The 26968-nt window shown below is 40.4% G+C and carries 30 protein-coding genes; all 30 read right to left on the bottom strand.

All coding sequences use genetic code 11. The features are described from left to right. Positions 1-25: 25 nt before the first annotated feature. On the bottom strand, positions 26-163 hold the full coding sequence (locus tag L0M98_RS19020; RefSeq protein WP_227217286.1) for a hypothetical protein: 138 nt from the start codon (positions 161-163) through the stop codon (positions 26-28). Then, positions 160-297 carry a hypothetical protein gene (locus L0M98_RS19015; protein ID WP_227217287.1) on the bottom strand — a complete coding sequence of 46 codons (138 nt, stop codon included), beginning with the start codon at positions 295-297 and terminating at the stop codon, positions 160-162. Before L0M98_RS19015 ends, L0M98_RS19020 begins: the two co-directional genes overlap by 4 nt. Then, complete coding sequence (locus L0M98_RS19010; RefSeq protein WP_227217288.1) at positions 294-926, bottom strand: hypothetical protein; 633 nt, start codon at positions 924-926, stop codon at positions 294-296. The genes L0M98_RS19015 and L0M98_RS19010 overlap by 4 nt, the downstream gene beginning before the upstream one ends. A gap of 153 nt (positions 927-1079) precedes the next feature. Beyond that, complete coding sequence (locus tag L0M98_RS19005; RefSeq protein WP_227217289.1) at positions 1080-1379, bottom strand: RteC domain-containing protein; 300 nt, start codon at positions 1377-1379, stop codon at positions 1080-1082. A 36-nt stretch (positions 1380-1415) separates the two neighbouring features. Next, on the bottom strand, positions 1416-1694 hold the full coding sequence (locus tag L0M98_RS19000; protein ID WP_227217290.1) for a hypothetical protein: 279 nt from the start codon (positions 1692-1694) through the stop codon (positions 1416-1418). A gap of 111 nt (positions 1695-1805) precedes the next feature. After that, positions 1806-2966 (bottom strand): DegT/DnrJ/EryC1/StrS family aminotransferase, encoded by a 1161-nt coding sequence (locus L0M98_RS18995; RefSeq protein WP_227217291.1) that lies wholly within the window; start codon positions 2964-2966, stop codon positions 1806-1808. Between the two features lie 4 nt (positions 2967-2970). Then, entirely contained in the window at positions 2971-3579 is a 609-nt protein-coding gene (locus tag L0M98_RS18990) for a sugar transferase (RefSeq protein WP_099289812.1), read from the bottom strand. Between the two features lie 46 nt (positions 3580-3625). Beyond that, positions 3626-4378 carry a glycosyltransferase family 2 protein gene (locus L0M98_RS18985; protein WP_227217292.1) on the bottom strand — a complete coding sequence of 251 codons (753 nt, stop codon included), beginning with the start codon at positions 4376-4378 and terminating at the stop codon, positions 3626-3628. A gap of 140 nt (positions 4379-4518) precedes the next feature. Then, the gene (locus L0M98_RS18980; protein ID WP_227217293.1) at positions 4519-5307 is read right to left on the bottom strand and encodes a glycosyltransferase family A protein; all 789 of its coding nucleotides are present in this window, start codon (positions 5305-5307) and stop codon (positions 4519-4521) included. A gap of 82 nt (positions 5308-5389) precedes the next feature. Next, on the bottom strand, positions 5390-6655 hold the full coding sequence (locus tag L0M98_RS18975; protein WP_227217294.1) for a hypothetical protein: 1266 nt from the start codon (positions 6653-6655) through the stop codon (positions 5390-5392). Next, positions 6652-7626, bottom strand: coding sequence for a glycosyltransferase (locus tag L0M98_RS18970; RefSeq protein ID WP_227217295.1), 975 nt, complete (start codon positions 7624-7626; stop codon positions 6652-6654). Before L0M98_RS18970 ends, L0M98_RS18975 begins: the two co-directional genes overlap by 4 nt. A gap of 9 nt (positions 7627-7635) precedes the next feature. Further along, the gene (locus tag L0M98_RS18965; RefSeq protein ID WP_237961862.1) at positions 7636-8523 is read right to left on the bottom strand and encodes an ATP-grasp fold amidoligase family protein; all 888 of its coding nucleotides are present in this window, start codon (positions 8521-8523) and stop codon (positions 7636-7638) included. Next, on the bottom strand, positions 8516-9565 hold the full coding sequence (locus L0M98_RS18960) for a sugar-transfer associated ATP-grasp domain-containing protein (protein WP_227217297.1): 1050 nt from the start codon (positions 9563-9565) through the stop codon (positions 8516-8518). The genes L0M98_RS18965 and L0M98_RS18960 overlap by 8 nt, the downstream gene beginning before the upstream one ends. Before the next feature lie 86 nt (positions 9566-9651). Continuing rightward, positions 9652-10674 carry a glycosyltransferase family 2 protein gene (locus L0M98_RS18955; RefSeq protein WP_227217298.1) on the bottom strand — a complete coding sequence of 341 codons (1023 nt, stop codon included), beginning with the start codon at positions 10672-10674 and terminating at the stop codon, positions 9652-9654. 13 nt (positions 10675-10687) lie between these two features. Further along, positions 10688-12223 (bottom strand): MATE family efflux transporter, encoded by a 1536-nt coding sequence (locus tag L0M98_RS18950; protein WP_227217299.1) that lies wholly within the window; start codon positions 12221-12223, stop codon positions 10688-10690. Between the two features lie 2 nt (positions 12224-12225). Beyond that, complete coding sequence (locus L0M98_RS18945) at positions 12226-13242, bottom strand: NAD-dependent epimerase (RefSeq protein ID WP_227217300.1); 1017 nt, start codon at positions 13240-13242, stop codon at positions 12226-12228. Continuing rightward, positions 13243-14553 (bottom strand): UDP-glucose dehydrogenase family protein, encoded by a 1311-nt coding sequence (locus tag L0M98_RS18940; RefSeq protein ID WP_099289804.1) that lies wholly within the window; start codon positions 14551-14553, stop codon positions 13243-13245. It lies immediately after the preceding gene. 19 nt (positions 14554-14572) lie between these two features. Beyond that, complete coding sequence (locus tag L0M98_RS18935) at positions 14573-15322, bottom strand: hypothetical protein (RefSeq protein WP_227217301.1); 750 nt, start codon at positions 15320-15322, stop codon at positions 14573-14575. 111 nt (positions 15323-15433) lie between these two features. Then, positions 15434-16003: a UpxY family transcription antiterminator gene (locus tag L0M98_RS18930; protein ID WP_369860453.1), complete on the bottom strand. Its 570-nt coding sequence runs from the start codon at positions 16001-16003 to the stop codon at positions 15434-15436. A 727-nt stretch (positions 16004-16730) separates the two neighbouring features. Next, positions 16731-17768 carry a TQO small subunit DoxD gene (locus tag L0M98_RS18925; protein WP_227217302.1) on the bottom strand — a complete coding sequence of 346 codons (1038 nt, stop codon included), beginning with the start codon at positions 17766-17768 and terminating at the stop codon, positions 16731-16733. A gap of 1 nt (position 17769) precedes the next feature. Beyond that, the gene (locus L0M98_RS18920; RefSeq protein ID WP_099289795.1) at positions 17770-18117 is read right to left on the bottom strand and encodes a MarR family transcriptional regulator; all 348 of its coding nucleotides are present in this window, start codon (positions 18115-18117) and stop codon (positions 17770-17772) included. Position 18118: 1 nt separating this feature from the next. Then, on the bottom strand, positions 18119-18325 hold the full coding sequence (locus L0M98_RS18915) for a DUF6132 family protein (RefSeq protein WP_186977537.1): 207 nt from the start codon (positions 18323-18325) through the stop codon (positions 18119-18121). A gap of 207 nt (positions 18326-18532) precedes the next feature. Next, positions 18533-19243, bottom strand: a complete 711-nt coding sequence (locus L0M98_RS18910) for a tyrosine-protein phosphatase (protein ID WP_227217303.1) — start codon at positions 19241-19243, stop codon at positions 18533-18535. A 10-nt stretch (positions 19244-19253) separates the two neighbouring features. Continuing rightward, entirely contained in the window at positions 19254-21599 is a 2346-nt protein-coding gene (locus L0M98_RS18905) for a GumC family protein (RefSeq protein WP_227217304.1), read from the bottom strand. Between the two features lie 24 nt (positions 21600-21623). Next, positions 21624-22397 (bottom strand): polysaccharide biosynthesis/export family protein, encoded by a 774-nt coding sequence (locus L0M98_RS18900; RefSeq protein WP_227217305.1) that lies wholly within the window; start codon positions 22395-22397, stop codon positions 21624-21626. Between the two features lie 31 nt (positions 22398-22428). Then, on the bottom strand, positions 22429-23598 hold the full coding sequence (locus L0M98_RS18895; RefSeq protein WP_099289790.1) for a DegT/DnrJ/EryC1/StrS family aminotransferase: 1170 nt from the start codon (positions 23596-23598) through the stop codon (positions 22429-22431). A 9-nt stretch (positions 23599-23607) separates the two neighbouring features. Continuing rightward, a complete protein-coding gene (locus tag L0M98_RS18890) occupies positions 23608-24201 on the bottom strand; it encodes an MBL fold metallo-hydrolase (RefSeq protein ID WP_186977541.1) in 594 nt (197 codons plus the stop codon). 32 nt (positions 24202-24233) lie between these two features. Then, positions 24234-25295 (bottom strand): lipid II:glycine glycyltransferase FemX, encoded by a 1062-nt coding sequence (locus L0M98_RS18885; RefSeq protein ID WP_227217306.1) that lies wholly within the window; start codon positions 25293-25295, stop codon positions 24234-24236. Further along, complete coding sequence (locus tag L0M98_RS18880) at positions 25292-26311, bottom strand: hypothetical protein (RefSeq protein ID WP_227217307.1); 1020 nt, start codon at positions 26309-26311, stop codon at positions 25292-25294. Before L0M98_RS18880 ends, L0M98_RS18885 begins: the two co-directional genes overlap by 4 nt. Further along, a complete protein-coding gene (locus tag L0M98_RS18875) occupies positions 26308-26937 on the bottom strand; it encodes a sugar transferase (RefSeq protein WP_099289802.1) in 630 nt (209 codons plus the stop codon). The genes L0M98_RS18880 and L0M98_RS18875 overlap by 4 nt, the downstream gene beginning before the upstream one ends. Between the last annotated feature and the right edge of the window lie 31 nt (positions 26938-26968).

Below are 26968 nucleotides of genomic sequence, written 5' to 3'. Positions count from 1 at the left end.
GGGCTCCATTTTCATTCTCCCTTTCTCACCTTCCGGAACGCTTCCGTTCCCATCGGTATTTGCACCAAGCCACCACAACCGAACTGCTCACACCTCCCACGACGCTCAAAATTCCTGCCACCAAATTATCCGCCAATTGCGTGAAAAATGCATTCAAACTCAACGTGAAAAATATTCCGGTAAAAAAATAAAAACCTTCAACAGATCCGTTTCCAATTGTTTCTTCTCCCTCGCCGGGAGGGTCAGCCGCCCAATCAACTCGCTGACCGCACTAACCATACCTTGCACCGGATTCATACTCTTTCTTTCAAACAAACATATTGACTCTGCGACAACTCCTTCCCGTCCGGGGAAACAAAATAACAATAGACGTGTACCTTCCGCCCCGGCTTATGCGCCACCCAAAAACACGCTCCTCTGTCATTCCGGGTAACACCTTCGCTCACCAACTCCGGAGAAAACGAACACTCTTCTTTCAATACCACCACTTCCAATCGAGCCTGTCCTTCTCTCAACTCGCTAATCCACCCGTTTCTCCATTCCAACGTCACCCTCCCCGCCGGATCAATCCATCCCTCCAAACTATAAGCCCGTTGACGCTTTCCCACCGTGAACTGTAACAATGCGAAGTCCGCAATTCTCCCGTCTGCCCCAAAAGCTTTCAGATTCATTTTCATGAACAAAGCATACCCGCTAACACATCTCCCTCTAGCCGCCACACTCAACACCTGTTTCAAAGGCGTCTCTTTCAACCGCTGGTAAAAACACACTGCCGCCCGAAATCTTGCTCTCATCGCTTGTTGTTTTTCCGTGTTGGATTTATTCTCTTTCACCCTCCTTTTTAAAAACGTCTTGCCCCCCAACCGGAACAGAACATAATCCCCTATCCGTCCCCTAATTCCCAAACAATTTTTTACTTCTGCCATAATACTCTCGCTTTAAATGAATACTAATTTTAATTCTCTCTCATTTTACTGAATGCAAAATTACACCCGCCCTGATACTTCATTACTACACGTGAAGTACACGTGTAGTAACTTACTTTATAACGCACTATCTATCAACACTATTTTTCACCCCTACAAACCATCCTTCTCATCTCTTTCCCGTTCAATCAAAACGATCAACCGCTTCAAGAACACCGTCAACTCTTTTTTCCGGTTAAATATATCCCGCTTCAATTCCCGGTAATTAGGCAACTCTATTCCCAATACAGACTCCATCAACTTGATAATCTCGTCATATTCCATCAACTTGCCACCCGGTGTCCACAACACCTTTGCCAAGAAAAGCCCCAAGGCCAATTCAACAATCTCCATCTTAAACGAACCCGAGCGCCAAACGGCAAGCGGTCCCCCTTCAACCTCGCCCCGAACCACTCCGGGTACTCCAATCCTTCCCGCACCAGCTGGCTCTCACGTTCCACCAATTCCAACACGGCAACCGCACACCGACTGACTATCTTCTTTTTTTTCCATCTCGTCACCAGACCGGAACATCTCGCACGAAACCGCCAATCGGCCCCGTACCCGCTCCAACCCACGGGCAACCACCTTGTAATCCCGTCCCTCGTCAAGCCACCTCTCCAAATCCCCCATGAACTCCTGTACCATCAAACCAATCTCTTCCCTTGTCATCTCTTCTTGAGTATCCTCCAACCAAGAGAATAACCTCGCTTTCATTAAATTTCTCATAATTCTATATTTTAATTTATAAAACAAAAAAGCCCCGGGAACTCATCTCCCGAGGCGTATCCTCTATCTTCATCAATTAATCAAATCGTCAGCAATCACTAAATCCCAAAATCATAAATCTAAAATTCCCCCAACCACACTCTCAATATCTTTATCCGTCAACATCGGTCCCGAAGGCAGACACAACCCCACCTCAAATAACCTCTCGCTTGTCCCGTTCCCGTAAAAAGGCGCATCCTTGAACACCGGCTGCAAATGCATCGGCTTCCACAACGGGCGGCTCTCTATATTATCCGCATCCAAAGCCAACCTCACGTCCTCACGTGTGAAGCCCGCCTTTTCCGGTTCCACCGTGATACACGTTAACCAATAATTCGAATTAAAATCTCCACCCCCCGGCTGACACATCACGTTCACTCCTTTCACCCCCTCCAGCAACCTCACGTACAAATCATGTATCTCTCGCCTTCTCCTCACGTGCTCTTCCAACACGAACATCTGCCCCCGACCTATCCCCGCACATATATTACTCATTCGGTAATTATAACCGATCTTCTCGTGCTGGTAATGCGGAGCCTGTTCCCTCGCCTGCGTGGCGTAAAACAACGCCCGTTTCGCCCGCTCTTCACAAGGGCAAACCAATGCCCCACCGCCCGAAGTCGTGATAATCTTATTCCCGTTAAACGACAACGCCGCATACTCCCCAAAAGTACCGCACTTCCGTCCCTTGTATTCCGAACCCAACGCCTCCGCCGAATCCTCCAACACGGGTATTTTATATCTATCAGCAACTTCCAAAATCTCATCCATCTTCCCCGGCATCCCGTACAAATGCACTGGAATAATCGCTTTCGGCAACCGCCCCGTCTTCTTCAACCTGTCCTCTATCGCCTTCTCCAACAACACCGGATCCATATTCCAAGTATCCGCCTCACTATCCACGAACACCGGAGTTGCCCCCTGATAAGCGATCGGGTTCGCCGATGCCGAAAACGTGAAACTCTGGCAAATCACCTCATCCCTCTCTCCCACACCTAAAAGTATCAACCCCAGGTGCAACGCCGCCGTCCCTGCACTCAACGCCACCACACACTTATCCTCATTTTCAACTTTCAATTCTCCATTCTCAATTAAGAAATCCCTCAAGGATTTCTCGAAGGCATTCACGTTCGGTCCCAGCGGTACCACCCAATTCGTTTCAAATGCCTCACGTATAAACTCCTGCTCTCGTCCACCCATGTGAGCGAGAGAAAGCCAAATTCTATCTTTCATACCATTATTTCAAAAATTCTTCTTCCAAATCTTTTCTAATAATCGTGTAAATAATAATTTTCATATCCAACACGAAACTCCAATGCTTAATATAATTTCTATTAATCCTCACCTTATCCGGAAAAATCACTTCATCATTATATTTTTGAGGATCTTCTACCTTAGCTAACACCTCTTCCTCGCATCGGTACTTCAAACTAGCAGGTCCCGTTATCCCCGGTTTCAATTTCAACACTTCCCGCTCCTCCCCAGTTAGACAATCCACGTATCCGGGAACATCCGGTCGAGGCCCTACGAAACTCATATCTCCTTTCAACACATTCCATAACTCCGGCAATTCATCCAATTTATATTTTCTTAACACCGCCCCTAATGGAGTTATACGACTTTCTCCCGCCACAGACACAGATGAACCAGTATGCATTACTGTCATACTTCTAAATTTATACATCGTGAATAATCGTCCCTCCTTACCTATCCGTTTCTGCCTAAATATCACCGGACCATCCGGCATTTTCACCCGTATCAAAATTACGACGACTAATAAAAAAGGCCATAACACACCTAAGCCGAGCAATGCCATGAAACGGTCAAACACCTCTTTTAGAAACATAATAAAAAGATTAACTCAACATTATTACATCACCGCAAATACAATTTCACAACACCCTTTTGCATATCGCATTAAATGTATATCCACAAAAACAATACATGGAATAAAAAACAGACAAATGTTCTATATCTCGATACACTTTCCATACGTCTTTTGCCGCTTTCCATTTTTTAGAAGTATTAGAAGTTGCAACAAGTCTATAAGTTGCCAGACACTCCTTTAATCCATACGCCTTAAAACCTCGTTTCATTATTAACAACCACAAAGCCATATCATGACTACTTCTAATTATAGGCATCCTAAAATCGCCAACAACATCTCTATCGATCACAACCGTTAGACAGCCTATAATTGTATTACATAAATAACGACAATAAGAAAGCTTAGAAGGAACTTTTACAATTTTATTTAATCGTTCTCCATCTTCTTTCATTATTTCATAACTTGAGAAAGAAAAAGGGATATTATGTTCTAACATGTATTTCACTTGATACTCCAATTTATTCTCTCGCCAAACATCATCACTATCCAAAAAAGCTATAAATCTTCCTCTAGCATTCTCTAACGCTATATTTCTAGCCGCAGCCGCCCCAACATTATACTTCAATGCAATCAATCGTATCCTACAATCTTTCTCAGTATATTGATTAATAATCTCTACCGAATTATCTTGCGAACAATCATCTACAATTAATAACTCCCAAGTCACATAACTTTGCTTCAACACAGACGATATTGACTCCCCTATAAAACGAGAAGAATTATAGGACGGCATTATAACAGAAACTAAATCTTCCATAAAAAGACTAAATATTTTTTAATTTCCTCTTGAAATCATAATTTATAAATACCGCTTACACGAAGTAATATGCAAGCAAGTTGTTTATTTCTTCTCTCCTCTCTAAGTAGTCCCTGACATCCCCCACTTATGACACCTTTTCAATATCTTTTCTCAAAAAATCCCTTATGTAGACTCCAAAGAATATGTGTTGCTGAAAATTGTTTTGCATATATATCATAATGTCTAACAAAATGATACCATAAATAAGCATATCCATAAACAGATCCAAAAATTCTACGACAGCACCATCCCTTATCTATAAAATATTTATCCGTGTAACCATGAAACCACATACTATCACCATCCTTTATCGTAGCTATTAGAAATGGCTCATACATCATCTTCATACCACAAGAAATTAATTGAAAAAGAAATTTATTCTCTTCACCAGCCCCGTTCCCACTTCCACTACCCATTTTTTCATCAAATAATATATCTGTTTTCAATATTCTATCCCGACGAAATGCAACTTGCGTACTACTAACTCGTGCTGAAGCAAATCGTCTTACTCTATAACAAGCATCACTAAATACTTTTCTAGAATAATTCAATCTAAATGCAAAAATATCTATCTCTGGCTTTTTAGTAAAAGCATTCAATATTGTTTCATTATAATTATCTTCCAACACCTCGTCATCATCACACAACAAACATATATCACTGACGGCATTTTTTATAGCCATATTCCTACTCCTAGACAGTCCCCTTTCTGTCGTTGATATAAACTTAACTTGACAAACATGTCCCATTTTATTGAAGAAAGTAAACACCTCCACTTTATCACAATCACACTGGTTAATCACCACACAATCAGTTTGCACATTAGTTCGTTCAACTATGCCCCAATCTTTTTGATGCATACATGATATCAGAACAGATAAATTCATTTTAAATATTTAATAAAGATGCGACTAATGAATTCAGAGGAACTTTGTACCCATAATAGTTATACAAGTTGGAATTATAATTCTAATCATGCATATATGATATTTGCTTATTTACAAATACATAAGACAAGTAATAGATAAAAAGCAAACAATGCAACATCACAGAATAGCCGAACACTTCTCCTTTCACATGAATAATTCCCAAATAAGTCAAAATAAACAATCCAAATTTCAGCATTTGAGCATTTCGAAACTCCCGTCTACCAAACACTAAAAAAGTATCTAATAAAACTAATAACACTAATCCCCCAACCCCCATATACAAAATATTACGCATATACCCGGCATCCGTATGCAAGTAATAAACACCATCATTCCCTGTATATATTCCATCTCCCGCAAAGAACGTAGATAAAGAAATTGGGAAATACATGCGATCAAACAATGTATTGGAAGATGTTGTTTCCAACGTTCCTCTATCTAAGTAATTAAACAAAAATTCGAAAGCGTATAAAAGCAAATTATAAACTTTAATTTGTAAATTATTCGGCAAAAGCTCCCAAATAATTACTGCCCCAAATACAATTAACAAAAATATTCGACACAATGTCTTAATTTTGTACAGCAAAGAAAATGACGAACACAAAAAATATAAACCGGCAACTCCCACTCCTACAAAAAATATTCGTCCAGTAAAAAAACCACCAACAAACAAGATGATTCCGCTCACGACATCACGGAAAGTAATTTTTTTTCTATCGACACATCGCTTAATAAAAAAGAGAAAAATCAACCCATATAAAATCGCCAAACCAAAAAATACAGTACCCGCTAAAGCTAATCCCCGCCTACCCGCAAACTTGGATGCAATTTCTATTGTACTATTACCTTGGAACAACTGGATAAAACTCAGCAAGGAAGGAGAGAAAAAAGCTACTATCTGAATCACCGACTGTACCACAAAAATTCCAATCAATAAACTTAACACCTCGTCCAAGGTATATTTCCTGTAAACCAGCAAACTCACCAAAAATACTCCCACTATAAAATGCAACATGACATTAATCAACGTCGGCAATAAGGTTAAATCAAATTCTAAATGTATTGTTGTAAAAAATACCATGTAAAACATCACGAATAAATACATCCCAAGCAATTTAACTACATAAGGATGTAAAAACATCTGTCTCACGAAATTAAACTCTCCTTTTAAAAACAAGAAACGGATAGGTAGTAACACCAGCAATAACAAAGATGACGTTCTAACTACTGGTAACTGCAACCCGAATATATAAAGGAACAAATAAACAAAACATTCAAATTTAGCCAAATGCTTCCCAAACATCATAACATCGGTATTATCCGACCACGGAAAATATTACAAACAATGACTTTAGCCTTCTCCATAGTAGAAAAACGCTTAAAATCCCCACTACTCACTAAATACCATAAAACTTGTAAACACGACGAAGCTGTAATAGAACGACACAAGTAATAATAAAAATCCTCAATTGCTTTTCTTTCCTCAAACGTGAGCGCAACAGGCAAAACCACTTTTTTAAATTCTAAAAGATGCTTCAAGGCTAATTTTTCATCTAATTTGTAAACAATACCTTTCCGCTGACAAAAACGACAAAATCCCTTCCGCCTAATTTTAGCGGCAAACTGTTGCTGCTCTCTATTATTCTTTTTCGAGATCTGTTTGTCCGTTATCCGATATTTCAACAACACCTCCTGCAAATTATGAAAACAAGTCACTCCCTGCATCCGACTCCACAACTCGTAATCCTGCGCATAGCGGAAATCTGGGTTATAAAACAACCCGTTATCTTTCAACACGCTTGCTCGAATCATCACCACTGGATGCGCAAAAGGCGAACCTTGAAACAAAAAACAATCCTCATCCCGCTCCGGATATTTTTGTTCTCCTTTTCTACATCCGAAAAGTCGGATATTAGCCCCGCACACCCCCACATCCAGATGCTCTTCCAAGAAAGACACCTGCTTATCAAAACGCTCAGACAAAGAAATATCATCCGCATCCATCCTTGCAACATATTTTCCCCGGGCAACTTCCAAGCCTCTATTTAAAGATCGCGTCAATCCTATATTCTCCTTGTTGTGGAGTACAACAACACGTCCATCTCTCCTCACGTATTCACCAAGCACCCTCCGGTTAGCTTCCCGCCCGGGATTGTCATTCACGATAATAAATTCAAAATCTCCGAACGTTTGCTCTAAAATAGAATTTATAGACTCCCGCAGCCACTCCTCCGGTTCGCCATAAACGCTCATGATAACAGAAACAACAGGATTCATCTCAATTCTTCACAAAGGTAATTTTATCAATTTTCCCCACTCCTCATCATAAAAATCAGGCATAAATTTTTCCGTTGCATTACCCGGAGTGTAAGTCATCTCGCCAAAATAAATTCGTTCCCCCACAATATATAAGTCCACTCTCACAAACACTTCCCCCTCTGCTAATTTAGCCGCAATATCAAGCATCTCGTCCAATTGTTTCGGACACTCACGGGCTTCTCCTTTCGGGAATCCATATTCCATCGACAGCAAATTCCAATCGCAATCATAAATTACTCGGGTATGCTTGCTCTGTCGTCCCTCATCAATCTGGATAAAATAAGGTTCTCCATGAAAACAAAAAAACTTGTAATCCTCCGGTACAACATCATTTATCCCTATAAACTGCTCGCAAACAATCTTGGGAACAATTCCCTTGTATTGAATCTCTCTACCCACGATATAATAATCCCAACACAAGTACTCGTTCAACCGACGAATCGCTTCTTCTTTATCCAATTGTTCCTTATTTGTGCAAATAATATTCCATCCCGACCCATGATTCGCTTTCAGCATAAAAGACTTTGGCAATACCTCCCAATTCATGTGTTGCCCCTTATCATACACGCCAAGTAACGGAATCAAATACCGTTCCCCAATCCTGTCTTTAACAAATTCTCGCACTCTGTACTTATCAGCACACATGCTCCAATGTCTATGTTCACCATATAAACGCAACCAATTCAATTTCTCGTTAAAAGTTCTTGGATTTTTCAAATCTAGCCTCCTACCGAATACTTTTCTGAACCGATAAATCACGTATCTTTTATCCGAAACAAAAAGATACAAGAAACGATAATACAAAAAACGCAAAATATTTTTCATAACATACTCTATCGCCGATATATCATTCATTTATTCCTAAAGCTAAACTTCTCTCTTCCAAGTGTTCTGCACAATAGTCAATTACTTCATCCGTGTATTCTCCAAACACAGAACCTGTCGTGAACTGAAAAGCCCACACCCCCATATCTCGGACATTATATTCTAGCAATTTAGGAGAACCCGTTTTATCTAGTACTATATCTAAATTCAAAACCCGGTGATGCAACACCCGTTGGGAAATCTCTTTTGCGAATACAATCACTTTATCTATATCAGGAATAAACAAATCTTTTGATTCGTAATCTATCCCATTAAATGATGTTACTCGTTCCCCCCATTGATTCACACCATAGCTACTAATTTTTCCCACACTAGAAATACCAAATAGCACTCCTCCTGCATGAATATTATCAACCTCTGCACCTCGTTTACCCACTCGCAATACAATATTTGTAACAATTCCTTCTTGCGTTTTTACAGAACGATAAGTACATACACGTAATGTATTCACAGACGAAGAATTTAAACTCGCTAACATCTCGTGTTGTTGTAAACACTCTTGGATAATATAATTTTTCCCGTATTGTTGCATCAAATATTCAACATCCAATCTTTTCCCCTCTCTATTTTCATATACACCATCTGCTTTCTTTTGAAACACAAACACGCCAAAACCACTACACGTTTCCATGGCAGGTTTCACAATCACCTTATCATGGGAGTGTAAAAACGAAAATAGTTTTTCATCTGACAATAGTGGAATTGAAACATAATCCGCATCATAAAAACTACCATTAATATTCCTCAACACGGTTTGCGGCAAATATTCTTTTGGCAAAACACGGTCAAACATATTTTTATCCCCATAAAAACCCCGAAACTTACACGGATTCAATATGGGTTCAATTATGTTGTAATTAATATCCTCTGGCAAAATATTCACATCCATCCCAATATAAGCTGAATAGCAACGATAGTAGTTTACATCTACATTATCGGATAAACGTTTCCATTTTTCTAAAAACTTTTCTTCTCCCGCAACTTTTTTTACCGGGATATGATTCATCTTCATAATTTTAAGAATTCGCTTACTATAAATATGTTGCATCCTACTTGTGAGATAATCAAAAATTATCTTTTTCGTGAAAGTGTTCAATCTCATTTCTTAGTTAATTTACACCAAATTCTATACATGAAACAAAAACAAATAAATAACCAAGAATGATTCAACAACCACATTCTTGAAAAACTTACTTGAGGCACAGAAAAACACATCGGGTATAACTGTAATTTTTTCAATTTCCCCAAACAATATAAAGTTAAAAAGAAAGGTGCTTTTTTACGACAACATTCTAATATTATCATATAAACATATCTATGCAAATAATCCAACCAATACTTTTTCTTATCTATATCTTCAACTTTAACCCTCAATAATTTTTCTAATACAGCCAATTTATCTAGAAGAAATTTATCTAATTTAACAAAGTCATATTTCCCGCGAGAAACAGACCATTCTCTTTCTCGAAACAAATAAAATCGAAAAGAAAGATTCACGTAAGCATTTTTTGCTAACAACAATGCCTGTACCAATAAACAATAATCCTCGTTATAACTAATACAAACTGGATAATTCAAATTATTTTCAACAAGAAAAATTCTTCTCCAAATATAAGTCATATGCCCATGCTCATACTCGTTTCCCAGCAATTGGTAGGGAGGCAAATAATACCCGTCCCGCATATTGGCAAAACTCTTATATGAAGTAATAACACTATTATCTTCAACCAAAATTTTAGAAACACAATTACCAATCCTTATTACATCTATCTTACCATACTCAACACTAGACAGTTGTAAAAGAGCATCACACGCAATTGCATCATCACCATCAACAAACCACACAAACTCTCCTCTTGCTTTAGACAACCCGTGATTTCTTGCCGCACTAACCCCTTGATTGTCTTGCTCTACTAAATAAATTAAAAAATCCGGATGTGCAACAATATATTCTTCCACCCGTTCATGCGTCGCATCAGTAGAACCATCATTAACAACAATAACTTCAAACAATTTTTTATCAATATCCTTAGCTGAAAAAATGGATTCCACACACGGAATAATATAATCTTCCAAATTATACACTGGAATAATTATAGATAAAAACAAACAATTATCCATCCTAAATACCTAGTTACTTCAAAACAAACCTTTTAACAAGAAAATGCAGATACCCTTTTAACAAGAAGCGTTCACTTCGCACCATGCCTATTTGCCAAATCAAATATACTGCCGCAACGAACACGACAAAACATCTAATAAACATATAATAATACGCTTCATCATAAAACAACAAGTCAAAAACGTAGATAATCAAACCCAATAATACCCCCACTTCTCCTACACGTAAAAATACATTTCGAAGAAAAAAATTCACAGAAAAAAAAGTGACAGAATTTATCACGTATAGCAAACCTAATAAAGCAATAAAAGTCAGTATTATTAAGACGCAAAAAACAACTGTTGCATCAGCACCACCTTTTAATAAAAAATAAGAAATAGGCATATTCAACAATAGCAACGTCCCATCTATCAATTGATACTTTTTCATCTTACCTGTTGCATGCATTAACGTGTGTAAAGGATTTTGCAAGACTCTGATTAACATTTGAATCAACACCAATCGAACAAATACAATGGAATACTCCGGCACTTGTCCTAACCAAAGTTTCAACACTACGTCTGTTTCTAATAAAACTGGTAAAGAAATCAATAACAATAAAAAACATGAAAATTTGGAAGAGCCACATACTAATTTTAACACCTCTTCTTTATTTCCTTGCGCATAATCTTGTGTGATTCTAGGATTTACAGCCATTGTGAAATTAGACGCGAAACCTTGTATACCGCTTTGCACTTGGACCGCAATAGCCCGTGATGCGTTCACGATAGGTCCAAAAAACATATTCAACAACATATTCAATCCTTGAGTAATCATCAAAAAAGAAAAATTACCGTACATATTCCAACCCGCAAATGTTGCCATACTCCGAAATAATTGCTTATCCCAATAAAACTTATACTGACATTCTTGAAATCTTCTTTTACAATAGACAAAATATATCATCCGCACAATAAAAGTGACAATAAATATCAATACTCCATACATGATTAATTTATCACTTACACAAAAGAAAAGCACCACGGCAACACCCAATTTCAACAACGCTTCCACAATTGATATATAAGCAAAAGCACTCATTTTTTCATTAGCTATAACCACTGCATTATAGGGTGACGTAATAATTGTTATCACCATTGCCAATAAAGAAAATTGAAAAACCCAATGCGCCGCACCTAATCGCTCCACTGGTATCACTAATTTATTATTGATGAACCATACCCCTGCAATCTCGAAAACAATTATCATCAACACTCCTATCAACATATTCAACGTGATACTCATACTAAATATCTCTCGCAAACGCATCCGATTTCCTAATCCCATTTCATAATTCAGAAAACGCTGAGTGGCACTTGTAAAAGTATTCGTCAAAAAAGAAAACATTGCAACCACTCCTCCCACCACATTGTATATTCCAAAATCCGTCACCCCCAAAGCATTCAGCACAACACGTGAAGTATAGAACGTCACTCCCATCATCACAAACATTCTAACATACAAAAACAAGGTGTTTTTAGCAACACGCCGTATATTTTCAGCAGACATAACTACAAATAATGAAACCTTTCCCACCACGCCACGAACTTGCCAACTCCCTCTTCCAACCCTACCCGAGGTTTATACCCCACCTCTCGCTCCAGTCTCGACGTGTCTGCATAAGTTCGGTACACGTCCCCCGGCTGAATTGGCAAATAAATCTTCTCCGCTTCTTTCTCGATAGCCCGTTCCAAGCACTCTATAAAATCCGTCAACATCACGGGAGAGGAACAACCAATATTATACACGCTATGTTGACGATCTTTATTAACTCCCGGCACCTTGTCCAACACACGAATCATCCCCTCCACGATATCATCGATGTACGTAAAGTCCCGCATCATATTCCCGTGATTAAATACCTTGATAGGCTCCCCGTTCATGATCGCTTTAGCGAAAAGCATGGGCGCCATATCCGGTCGTCCCCACGGACCGTAAACCGTGAAAAATCTCAAACCAGTGGCAGGCATCCCGTAAAGTTTGGAATAGCAACTCGCCATCAACTCGTTCGCCTTCTTCGTGGCAGCATACAGGCTCACGGGCTCATCCACCCGATCGTCTTCCGAGAAAGGTACTTTATCGTTTGCCCCGTACACGCTACTCGAGGAAGCGTAAACCAGATGTCGAACATGATTATGCCTGCAACACTCCAAAACATTGACAAATCCCACGAGATTACTATCCACATAAGCAAACGGGTTCTCAATTGAGTAACGGACTCCCGCCTGAGCTGCAAGGTTTATCACACGCTCGAACTTCTCCCGCTCGAATAATCCCGGTAATTCTTCCCGGTCCTCGAGATTCAATTTTATAAATCGATATAACGGGTACCTCACACTTTGTACCGGTTTCCCGTATTCAACGCATTCCCTATCAATCCCCGCTTCTGCCAAACGGGCGTATTTCAAGTTTACATCGTAATAATCGTTGATATTATCCAGTCCCACCACTTCATCACCACGCTCGAGCAAATGCCGGGCAACATGAAACCCGATAAAACCGGCTGCACCTGTCACCAGTATTTTCATTTATCCTATTTTATAATACTCAAAACCGTTCTCCTCCAGCTCCCGTCTCTCGTATATATTCCGCCCGTCAATCACCACACGACCGTTCATCGATTTTTTCAACACGCTCCAACTCGGCACCCGGAACTCTTTCCACTCCGTGACAAGCATTAAAGCATCCGCGTCTACCGTCGCCTCGTACATATCTTTACAGTAAACCACCGTATCCCCGATTCGGCGATGACACTCGTCCATGGCAATAGGATCGTACACTTTCACCGTCACCCCCGCATTCAACAACAAATCAATCAACACCAGAGCGGGCGCCTCACGCATGTCATCCGTTTCCGGTTTGAAAGCCAAACCCCACAACGCTACAGTTTTCCCCTTCACGTCCCCGCTAAAATGATTCACAAACTTGCGGAACAGAACCGACTTCTGACGCTCGTTCACGCTTTCCACCGCCTTCAACACCTGCATCTCGTAACCGTTTTGCTCGGCAGTCTTGATCAACGCTTTCACGTCCTTCGGGAAACAACTTCCGCCATACCCGCAACCCGCATACAGGAATTTCTGTCCGATACGGGTATCTGCCCCGATTCCCTTACGCACCATATTGATATCTGCGCCAACAAGTTCACACAAGTTCGCCACATCGTTCATAAAAGAAATACGGGTTGCCAACATCGAGTTAGCGGCGTATTTAATCATCTCGGCAGAAGGTATATCGGTAAAAATCATCCGATCATTGGTCAACATAAAAGGACGATAAAGACGGGTCATGCTCTCTTTAGCACGGTCACTTTCCACTCCCACGACAACACGGTCCGGACGCATGAAATCCTCTACCGCCGCCCCTTCCTTCAAAAACTCCGGGTTAGAAGCCACGTCAAACTCGAGCGTCACACCACGCTGTTCCAGTTCCTCCCGAATTGCTTGTTTTACCTTAATTGCCGTTCCCACGGGTACAGTACTTTTGGTCACCACCACCAGATATTTATTCATGTTGCGTCCCACGGTTCGTGCCACCTCCAACACGTACTTCAAGTCTGCCGAACCATCCTCGTCAGGGGGTGTCCCCACGGCACTAAACACGACCTCCACCTCGTCCAAAACCTCGGTCAAATCGGTCGTGAAATGCAACCTTCCCGCCTTCACGTTTTTGTGTACCATCTCTTCCAGTCCCGGCTCGTAAATCGGGATCATCCCATGTTGTAACTGTTCTATCTTCTCTTTATTCACGTCAACACAAGTCACATCAACTCCCATTTCCGAAAAACACGTCCCGGATACCAAGCCCACGTAACCGGTTCCCACTATCGCTATCTTCATAATTATAAATTAAATAATTCTACCCACACGTTTTATTCAATTCCTCGAACTGCCGCTTCGCCAAAATATAAAAAACCTCCGATACCAAACCAAAGTCCGCTTCCTGTCCCGCTTGTCGGAAACGTTCGATCCTCTCGTCCTCCTCCCGCTCCACGCTGCCCCGTAAACGAGCCCGTTCCTCGTTCAACCGCTCCAGTTCTTCTTTGGGTAATTCCATTGCCCCGACCACATCATTGTACAAACAAATAGCACTCCACCACGCCAACAACACATCACGTTCTCCGCCCCGCATATATCCCAATACTTCCATCACCAACCTCCCCGCCAATTCACCACACACCTCATCTCCAGCAAAATAGTAACAATTACACAGTAACCGACAAACATTCGGTGTCCGACAAGGCAAAGCGATTTTACCATTCTCCCGCACCGAGAGTATCTGGTAAGCCGCATCCACACCATTTTTCAAGTACCCCAAGTCCGAGTACACCTGGTAAACATCCATCATATCTGCCGCATACCCCACCCGGGTATCCACGGGAATATCCTCATTCCTCAACTGCCCCGAGTATAGCCGTGCAATCTCTTTCGCCCGCTCGTGAATATCACCCGAGTGACCGAAAGTCCCCTCCAACCACGGGTACACCCGTACCATAGAATACACTGTTAAGTAACCGTGTAACAAGCCAGACAATTGCCCCGGGGGATACGCCCGGATATCAAGCATGTTCAATCGCTTGTACAAATCGTGAAATAAACCTTTTTCCATTTATATTTCTTGATTTATGATTTTAGATTTATGATTTCAATTGTACTTATCGATACTTTTTTAATCGCAAATCATAATTCATGAATCTTAAATTAATTCGATTGTTCTATTCTACTCTATTTTTTCAAGAAAGGAACCCGGAATATAAGACGTGGCTATCGATGCCACACCGTCCAAACGGATCACCACTCGTTTGTGCCCTCTCAAACGTACCAACTCTCCCGTTAACCCTTGCAAGGGACCTTTGAGCACCCGCACCCGGTCACCTCGCTTGAGGTCCTTGTTCAATATCTCGATGCCACCCGGCGAAAAATCCAACAAGAACATGAAATTCTCCATCTGCTTGTCGGGAACAATCAAAGAACAACGCCCTTCTATATCTTTCAGGTAAACGATATTCAAGGAATACTCGTTAATCAAGGAGAAACTCGTGGCTTTATCCGTACGGATAAAAATCATACCATGGATCAAAAGTACACGAATAGTCTTACGACCCAGCGGGGTATCCCGAACCTGCTCCTCACGCGGGAGAAAATTCTCGATCCCCAACTCGTCCAACTTTTTCTTGATAAATAATTCCTGATTTACCCGCGTATAAGCGACATACCAGTGTATTTTTTTCTCCTCGATCATGTAATTGTTGATTCTGTTACGAAAAGCGATTCTCCACCTTCTCGCCATTTTCCCGGCACACTACGTCCGGATGCGCTTCGCGCACTGACCCTATCACGGGTTTAGATTATTTATTGCCATGTGTTTCACGCACCCCACTTAAACAGTGATATTTCTTATAGGTACACGAAAACTGTTTCGCCAAACGACATTTTAATATGAAAAAACCATCGTTTATTGCGTTGCAAATATACATCATTTTTGTTTATCGCAAATTTTCATGACAATATTTTTTATTACTCGCAATTAGATGATTGCGGATTTGCAGATTTGATTAAAGAGTAAATTTTATTAATGTCAATAAACGATCGATAAATAATACGCTCTAAATTATTGCTAAACACTCTTCTACAAACAAGAATATTCCATTTAATCCAATACCTGAACCTAGAGAGAACCCATTGTAATCCTACCCAAGTAATACCGTAATCATACCCCATCTCCGGTCTTCCTCCGTTCATACCCCGTACATCCTATTATCTTCCATATAGAAACACCGAAGATGCACGATAGCAAACACAGCCCCATGTACTGATTACCCTAGTTCTTCGGTAGGATTATATTGGGTCCTCTTATTGGTCACACAAATTACATGAACGTCTTGCCCGCATGACTTCACGGTTGAATATCACCGGCAAAACAGTAAAAAAAACAGCTACACAAGAAACTAAAAAAGAAACGACCGAGAATTTTACTTCCCGGTCGACCTCTTAAAAGTTATATCAAAGAATCTTCCTTATTTCACAAAAACATCCTGATTCCAAGTGATACCGCTTATATCTGTAAGGATTAACTCGTATTTTCCGACAGGTAATCCCGTGATAGCCTCATCCCGGATCGTCAACTCCGCCTTTCCCCCCAAAGGGAGCACCAGACTATGCTTGCCGGGCTGCACCTTCGCGACGTACTTGTTTTGAATGCCTGTTCCCGGGAAACGGGACAACTCTTCCCCATTTTTATCAAACACAATATTTCCCGCTGTATCTTTTAGCGTAATCCCGATCAAGAATGAGCCGTACACATCAACCCCCTCTACCCGATAGACCGTAAACTGCAATTCCCCTTGTTTGATACTTGCATCAGAAATTTCAATCTTCGGTTTCACAGATTTATTGTGTAAAGGTCCCCAAACACCATTATGAAAAACCTGATTCGTGAAGAGCGTCAAGAACAGGATGGCGACAGAACCAACCATGACCACTCGATTCACTTGTTTTACAGATAACGGCAAGTCACCGGAAGTCAACCATCGCGACCATTGGCGATCACGTAACCACGTTATTCGGGAGAGTAGAAAGTGATCCGCCGAATATCGCCCTCCCCCGGACAAGAAAATCGTGAATCCCGCCGCGACACCAAGTATTCCGATTTGCCATTCATCCAGACACGTGGTTCCCAACCAACCGGAACCGAGTAGAATACCTCCTGCCAACGCCATCACTCCCACACTCATCAGACGTGTAAAGAACCCGAGCATAAAAGACAATCCCACAATACATTCCACCAACGTGAAAACAACCATCGCCCACCATAACAATTCCGGGTGAGTAACCAAGTATTCGATAACGGATTTTATACCTATCGAATTCGGGAGAAAGTGATTAAACTTTTCTCCGATATACCCGGCGGTATCGGGTATCAATTTGTTTTCCAGCACCAAACGACGCCAAAAGGCCGAAAAATAAGTCCAACCTACCACCAAACGCAAAACCAGCGTGAACAAACCCGTTAACGCGTACGAGCCTGTAACATTTTGTTTATCCAGAGAAGCCATATTATAATAGTTTTTTTAGTAATTCCGGTATTTCAATGCTTCCCCCCTCTATTTCCCTAATTTTCATTTCTCCCTCGGACGTCAGGGAAAAATTCATCTGCCGCTTGTCATTATCTCCGATGGTTCGTCGGATAAAACCTTTACTTTCCATGGATTTAATCACTTTCGAGGTATTCGAATTTGTTAAATTCAATTGCTCGGCAATCTCCCCGGAAGAAAGTTTTTCCATTCTGGAGAGACAGCACAAGACCATTCCCTCGTTCAAACCCAATTGATAAACTTTCTCGAAACGGGCTTCAAATTCTGCAATTGCCCGATACATATCCCGTATCTTACACAAGGTATCCATACTAATCGCGTTTATTTTTGGGGATAAACATACTCAACAACAAGCCTCCCATCGCGGCTCCCCACAAAGAACTATATAGCGGTGAAGACGTGATCGGACAAGTCCCGCTCGCGCATCCCACGAACCGCCAATACAAGAAACCACCCAACGCCCCTAATAAAACCCCCAACAAAGTTAAACCATATCGTTTGAAAAATACTTTCGCCATAATCAATCCTCCTGCTTTATATTACTTCATAATTTATAAATTCACTTTTCTAATGAAATACATATACAAAAGTATCGTATATTTTCCAATAAAACAATTTTCCAATGGAAAATATTTAAATTCTCTCGATAAAAAATACATCACAAAAAAACCTCGGGTTTTCTCACCCGAGGTTTTCCTTGTTAATCATCTATTATTTCAATAAAGCTAAGTATTCATACGTTTGAACAAAAAAGCAGAATTCTTTGATTTCATAAATTTCTCCAAATGTTCTATTTGTCGCATGGAATGAATATCCCCTGAAAGGTAATCTATCACCCCTGCATCCGACAGTATCTGCGCACCACGCGTAGCTTCTTTCCCGTAGAACCCGGTAAAGGACAACAAATTCACCTGCATTTTACATCCTCTGTTTTTCAACGTATTCGCACGTTCCAGTATACATCCCGCGTAAAACGGGTATCGTTCGGGGTGAGCCAGCACCGGGATATATTCTCTCTCCTGTAACCGGAAAACGACCTCTTCAAAAGAAGGCGAAGGAGATACAAAACTATGTTCTATCAAAACTCTTCTTCCTTGAAACGAAGCGATGTTATCCCTCTCGATCAACTCCAGCATGTATTCTCCTACTTTATATTCCGCCCCCGCGTCCGCATCCAAAGAAATCCCTTCTTTCAAAAGACATTCCTTTAGTAAGTTCAACCTGTCCCGTATGATCTCCGGGGTATTCATGGGTGAAGGAAAAGAGATGTGAGGGGTAAAAGAAAATCTCCTGACTCCCAATGCCAACATCCTTTTCACGATAGCAACCGACTCCTCGATCGTCTTCACGCCATCATCCAATCCCGGCAATATATGGGAATGCATATCATGCTCGTAAAAAAAATACTGTTTATTCTCTTTTTGAAACCAAGCCATGGGAAAGAAATTATTTCGACTTCTTCTTCTTTGTATTTTCCTGACCATAGCCATAACCGTACCCATAGCCATAACCGTATCCGTATCCATAGCCTCCGGAGCGACTCAACTTGATTCCATTCACCACGATTCCCAGATTTTCCAAACGATTTCCTTTCTCCAAATCGGAAATTACTCGCAATCCTTTTTTGTCCAATACATTTGCCCGAATCACGTACACACAAGCATCCGCGTACCCGCTCAACGAGAAACCGTCAGCTAAAATTCCCAAGGGAGGGGTATCCATGATGACATACGAAAACTCTTTCTTCAAATTTTCCAGCAACTCACCCATCCGGGGACTAGCAACCAACTGTGTCGGATTCGGCGGTACGGTTCCCCCGAATATCACGTACAGATTATCATCCACTTTCTCCATGATTTTACCCGGATCATCTTCCATTCCGGCAAGATAAGCAGACAAACCTTTTCTATTCTCCCGTTTGAAATACTCGTTCAGCCGAGGATTCCGCAAGTCACAACCGATAACCACCACTTTTTTGCCGGCCTTAGCGTAAGCATTCGCCAAATGAGCCGCAACCAGAGATTTCCCTTCTCTCGGGATCGTGGACGATACCATAATCACAGGAGTCGCTTTTTGTTTGATCAGGTAATTCAGATTTTCGCGAATCAAATGCATGGATTCCGACATCATGAAATCATCCTGATCAACGGAAGTCTTACCATCTTGTAACTGAGGCAATGTACCCAGCAGGGGTGAATGTATAACTTTCTCCACTTCCGATGCATCCCTTACTTTCGTATCCCACAAGTCCATCACAAACAACACACCGACAGGCAACGCTATCCCCATGAACATACCGAATAACAAGATCAACATTTTTCTCGGTGCAACCGGTCGTTCTCCCGGATCCGGATTTTCAATAATCTTCGCCATAGGCACATACATCAATTTAGCGATCTCGGCTTCTTCTCGTTTTTGCATCAAGAACAAGAATAAATTTTCCTTTAATTCTTGTTGACGAGCGATAGAACGGTATTGTTTTTCTTGCGTTGGTACAGATGTCAATTTTTTCTCCACTTGCTGGCTTTCCCGCTCTAAATTAGCAATTTTAATATCCATTCCCTTTTCCACGTTCGCGATAGCCGAGAGAATACTTTTCTTTAACTCCCGAAGTTGCATTTCCAATCCTGTTACGATTGGATTACTCTCGCGGGCAGACAGCAATAACTTCCCTCTCCGCAATACCAACTCGTTGTATTTACTGATTCCACTATTCAATGCCTCGTCTGATAATCCCAAACGCTCCGGCAATATTCTAAACTCTTCTCCTTCATTCCCCTCGAGATAAGCCCTCACGCTTTTTACAACCTCCATCTCCATCTCAAGTTTTAACAACTCAGCTTCAGTGACTTTTTTACGTTCCATCACGAACGCCGCATCAGAGGCGATATTAGTCAATTGATGTGCCTTTTTAAAACTCTCCGCATCATTTTCAATGTCGCCCAATTCTTGGTTGATCACCCGTAAACGTTCGTTGATAAAATCTACCGTTTTAGCCGAAACAAGTTGCTTGTCACCGATCCCGTTCTCGTTATAACGACGAATCATCGTGTAAAGAAAATCCTTCCCTTTCTCCGGATTTGTTTCTTTCAATAAAACCTGAACAGCACTCGTGTTTTTCTCAAGCAAAGCAACTTCCAATTGCTTGTGAAATTTAGTTGTAGCCGACTCGTATGATATAATATCCACCCGGATCTCATCGTCTACCGAAGCCAAAGAGTCACTTTTTTCTATTGCTATATTATAACCTCCCATCGGGATGGCTGTAGAGTATTTCCCTTCGAATGCAAGATTTTTATCAGCATCATACACTTTTATTTTATTCGCACTTTCGAGTATCACATAGATTGTCGTGTCCTTGATATTCCGGGGAATATCTACCAGCACCTTAATCGGAGTACTTCTATATAATTTCTCATCCCGCAACATCTTCCTCCGGGTATAATCAATGTTCAGTTCCAACTCTTTCACCACATCCATAACCAAGTTTTTGGACATGAGTTCAACAATCTCATTCTCCACCAACATATTCCCTTGCAAAAATCCCAATTCCTTCAACATGGGATTCACTCCCAGTTCTCCTTTTTTGGAATCACTGATCATAACTTTTGCCCCGACTTTATATACCGGAGTTGAACTAAAACAAATGTACAGGGCGAATCCCACACACAAAGGTACACTGATTGCGAACCACCACCAACGTGCCAAAAGTTTATAGAAAAAAGCCCGCAGATCAAAATACTCTTCTTCTTCCGTCTGTAATAAATTGTTTTCCTGATTATTCGTTTTCATGCACCTAACACGATTTCATTTACACTATTTCACGATTAAAGTAATTAAAGCCACGATTGTCGACATACTTGACAATATATAGGGCAAGAAAGCACTGACACTTCCTCCCGCGATCCGTCCCTTGTTGGGTTCCACGTACACGACATCATTCTGTTGTAAATAGAAAAAAGGCGAATCGATAAATTCACTCGATGTCAAATCTACACGAGTAAAGATTTTTTCGTCACCTTGCTCCCGCATCACCAGTACATTTTTCCGTTTACCGTTAATCCCCAAATCTCCTGCCATACCAAGGGCATCTAATATTGAAACTCGTTCACTAGCGACTTTATAACTGCCGGGATTTTTTACTTCACCCAAAATGGTCACTTTAAAATTCTGGAATTGAATCGTCACGATAGGATTCTTCAAGTAGACCGACAACTTCTCTTTTAATAATTCCGCCAAATCATTCCGCGAAATGCCTTCTACTTTTATTTTTCCTAAAACCGGAAAATCAATCTCCCCGTTCTTATCTACCAGATACCCACGCGGAATCTGTTGGGTGGTCGTGGTATTTACTTCCCTGCCCAAACCGATCATTGGCGTGTTAAAGGGCAATGCCGATTCCAGATCATCACATGACACGATAATAGATAATAAGTCATCCGTATGAATCACGGTCTTGTATTCACACTCTGCCTTTATTCTTTTATTAACTTCAACATCCTGCAGATACACGACTTTCTTACGGGAACCACAAGAAAAGAGCAACATTCCCCCCAACAGGAATAAAATAATTCTACCCCAAGTATACATATATTCAATATTATTATTTTTTGATCTAAATTCAAGAATTTGTTTTTTGTAAATCACGAATGACGTTTACCACCCGTGCGATATCCTCGTCGGTCAACGTTGGTCCCGACGGCAGACACAAGCCGATCTCGAACAAATGTTCACTCGTTCCATTGCCATAAAATGGAGCATTTGCAAACACGGGTTGTAAATGCATCGGCTTCCACAATGGTCGGCTCTCGATATTATCCGCGTCCAATGCTAAACGGACGTCTTCTCTCGTAAATCCTGCTTCATTCGAATTCACCGTGATACATGTCAACCAGTAATTAGAATCAAAATCCCCACCTTCCGGTTGACTCATCACACGCACACCTTTCATTCCTTCAAACAGATGTGCATATAAATCATGTATTACCCGTCTTCTATTAATATGTTCTTCCAGTACGAACATTTGTCCCCGCCCTATACCGGCACATATATTACTCATCCGATAATTATACCCGATACAAGAATGCTGATAATGAGGAGCCTTATCCCTTGCTTGCGTGGCATAGAATAACGCCCGCCCGGCAGTATCGTTACAAGGACACACCAAAGCCCCCCCGCCCGAAGTCGTGATTATTTTATTCCCGTTAAAAGACAGTACCGCATACTCTCCAAACATTCCACACTTTTTTCCCTTATACTCGGATCCGAGTGACTCTGCCGCATCTTCTAAAACAGGGATTTCGTATTTTCGGGCTATTGCCAGTATTTCGTCCATTTTTCCGGGCATACCATACAAATGAACCGGGATAATGGCTTTTGGCTTTTTACCAGTCATGGCAATTCTATCGTTAATCGCTTTTTCCAACAATACCGGATCCATATTCCACGTATCCGGTTCACTATCGACAAACACCGGTTTTGCTTCAAGATAGGCAATAGGATTGGCAGATGCCGCAAAGGTAAACGATTGGCAGATTACCTCATCCCCCATCTTCACTCCTAACAGAATCAACCCCAAATGTAATGCTGCCGTTCCCGCACTCAACGCCACAACACTTCTGCCCCCATCTCCCGATTCGCCGTTTCCTGTCAAAAAATCCTGCAAAGATTTTTCAAAAGCATTCACGTTTGGACCTAACGGTACAACCCAATTCGTGTCAAATGCCTCTTGTATAAATTCCTGTTCTCTTCCCCCCATGTGGGCAAGAGACATCCAAATTCTTGAATTCATTCTAATATATTATTCATTAAAAATATAAAACTCCCCATGCCCCGGATACAGGTTTCGACCTTCTGCAATCTTTAGAATAAATTGTAGTGATCGAGCAGCCTCTTCTTTGTCACTACGAGGAAAAGATGTTATAATCTTCAAGCCGGGGATAAAGGAATCTCCCGTGAATATTACTTTCTTCGTGTAGTAAGTCAAACAACTGCTATCGTGCCCGGGGGTTTCCATTATAGTCAACAACTCCCCCGGAAATAATTCTATTTCATCATTATCATGCAATACACACAAATTGTTTCCTGAGAATAAAATGGGGTCATCGTGATATCTGGAGAAATTCAATTTATCAGAAAATAATCCTTCTTTTCCGGCTTCCGAAGTGTATACAACACAATCCGGAAACAATTCGACCAAACGATTAATCCCGTATAAATGGTCATAATGCGTATGCGTGAGAAATATTCCCCGTACCGTTCCCCCCTTGGGAATAGCATCCAACACCGGAGCTACATCCCCCACATCTACTAACCAACACCACTCATGCCCCTCTTCCAATAAAACGTAAGTATTGGAATTAAACACAACATTCACCACTTGAATAATATCCATCAAAGTTTTTTCTGAAAAATGAGATGTATTTCTTAACTGCCACTTCTATATAAAGGGAAAAAATGTGACCCTGTATCAAAAGAATCCGATTCTTTTATACGTTCATTTACTAAATAATCGTAAACGCCTTGATTATATATCATTTTAGAAATAGAAAATTGATTCGCCGCATAACGATGAAAAGCCGCTTTAAAATTATACAGGTTGTCTTTTGAAGCACCTAAACCACCTCCAAGATGAAAAGTTTCAAATCCTTGTTCAGCCCCCCAGCATGCTGCCTCATAAAGAAGTAAATTTGTAGGATTTAAGTTACGGTACTCTACCAATGAGCCGGAAAGGTGGTAATGCATTTTTCGGTTAGCAAAAAGAATTATCGCCATTGCTATAATCTTTCCGTCAATCTCCGCATAAAATAATTCGTAATTATTTTTCAAATCAGAGTGAATGGAATCATAAAATGCATCTTCAAAATAATAATATTCTTCAGCATTATCTTTCCGCATGGTTGAATTATAGATTTCCTTAAATATTGAAAGCAAATATCTTTCCTGTTTATGATGAATTACAATTCCGCATTTTTGCGCTCTCCGAATTGTATTTCTATTTTTACTCGTAATATTCTGCCAAATAGTTTCTTTAGAAGTAAGATCCATATGAATAGTATGTCCCAAATCAATAATATCAATCTTACCCCTAAGGCTATCCACATTATTTAAAAGCGGATGCCATCTAACAAACTCACTAACGATCCCTTCTTTAAAGAAGTAATCTTGTAATTCGACGAGCATTGCATCAATTTTTGATTTATCTACCCCGTCAAAAAGGAAACCACCGTATCCGTAAGGTGTAATCAGATCGAATATTTGATTTTTTTCAGATACACGTGAACGCTTGTTAAGAGAAATCTCACGTTTTATATACACACACATTCCTCGCAACTCGCTTCTCTCCACATAAACAAGAATTGGTATACCATCCCCGTGGATTTGAAAGGCTTTAGCGTAACCGCTTAAATAATATACATCATATTCTTTAAATGATTTAACTATCTCGTCCCATTGTTCCGAGTGTTCCAAGCCAATAATGTTTATCATAACACGGATTCTATTATCTGTTTCAATTCCTCTATATCTTTTTCAGTGTATCTACCATCACAATGGACAGAAAGAATTTTATCTCCAATATTTTGTATCTCAATAGACTGGGAATCACAAATGTTCCATAATATAGCAGGGTAAACACGCCGTTTTATAAGATTTTCTCTTACCTCATCCCGCCTTCTTGTATCCTCGAATAAAAGGATGTATGAAAATGGATTACATTTACTATTCTCCGTGTTAAGTATCTTAAAATAAGCCGAGGCGATACGGGCAAGATTTTTTTGATTCTCGGATTTTTGAAGATACCACGTTACGATATCAAAACTTGCAATATATTCTAAACTCCTATCATCCAGACGAGAAACAGGAAGCCGCTCAAATTCTTTCTCAGTATCCAAGTATAAATTTCTAAAACAATTCTTATCATCAATGCTCCCCTGTAAATACAACTTTTTTAATTCCATGCCACGCCACCTTTTTTGGGCAAGGCTTTCATTCTCTTCAACACGTTGAAAAATTTTCTCTCCCAAGAATCCTTTCGGTGACCATAAAATCCCCCCCTCCGGAATAGGAATCGTCTTTCTCAAAGAAGCGATACACCAATCTGCATCACTTTTTTGTGCCCACTCTCCAATTAAATCGTGCGAATGATCTTCTATTACAGGAACAGGTATGTCAACGTTACTTCTAAAACCCCGAAGTCCAAAAAAATTTACCCTTAATAAAACATCACCTTTTTTGAAGTCTATTTTAGATATCAAGGATGTATCGTTAGCCAAAGGCGAATCTTCATAAAAGACAACTTCAACCGGACTATTCTTTATCGTATCTACAACCTCATAGCAGAAATAGGCCGGCATCCAAACGCGTTTCCACTTAAAATAATCAATAAGCCAGAGTATACATTGTCTTCCATCCGCTAAAAATTGGGAATTAGAATAAAAGTTTACGATAGATTTTTCCCCGTGGAAATTATCTATCACATGAAAATCAGAACCAAATTCTATCATTGTTTTTTTAACCGCTCTAAAAAATGAAGATCATCCACTTCCTTCATATTCCCCGCACCTTCTCCGATGTTTTCTTTGGTAAAGATTTTTTTTATCGTAATAAAAACAATCTTTATATCAGTCATTAAGGTACAGTGATCGACATACCACACATCATATTCGAATTTTTTACTCAACAAAAGCAAATTTCTACCATGAACCTGAGCCCAACCGGTAATCCCGGGTCGTACTTCATGCCTTCGATTTTGTTCCGCAGAATACAGAGGGAGATATTGGATAACTAACGGTCTTGGTCCTATAAGCGACATATCACCTTTCAGCACATTAAAAAGCTGAGGCAATTCATCTATCGAAGTCCCGCGAATAAAACGTCCCACTCTTGTAAGTCTTAACGCATCCGGTAATAACTTTCCATCTTTATCACGCTCATCAGTCATGGATTTAAACTTTATGACTTTAAATATTTTTCCATTTTTACCCGGTCTTTCTTGTACAAAGAAAATTCCCGCACCCTTGTTCGCGAAAAAAAGCCATATAGCAATAATTCCTAAAATCGGCCAAATAACCGACAATACACAGAATACAGCGATAAAGTCAATCACACGCTTAAAAAAATATTTATACACCACCATGAAATTTTATAACAACAAGAAAAAA

This window comes from Butyricimonas sp. DFI.6.44, from assembly GCF_022132345.1.
In the GTDB taxonomy this organism is placed as follows: domain Bacteria; phylum Bacteroidota; class Bacteroidia; order Bacteroidales; family Marinifilaceae; genus Butyricimonas; species Butyricimonas muris.
Note: the sequence above shows the minus strand (reverse complement) of the source record. Positions and strands in the feature narration are given on the sequence as shown.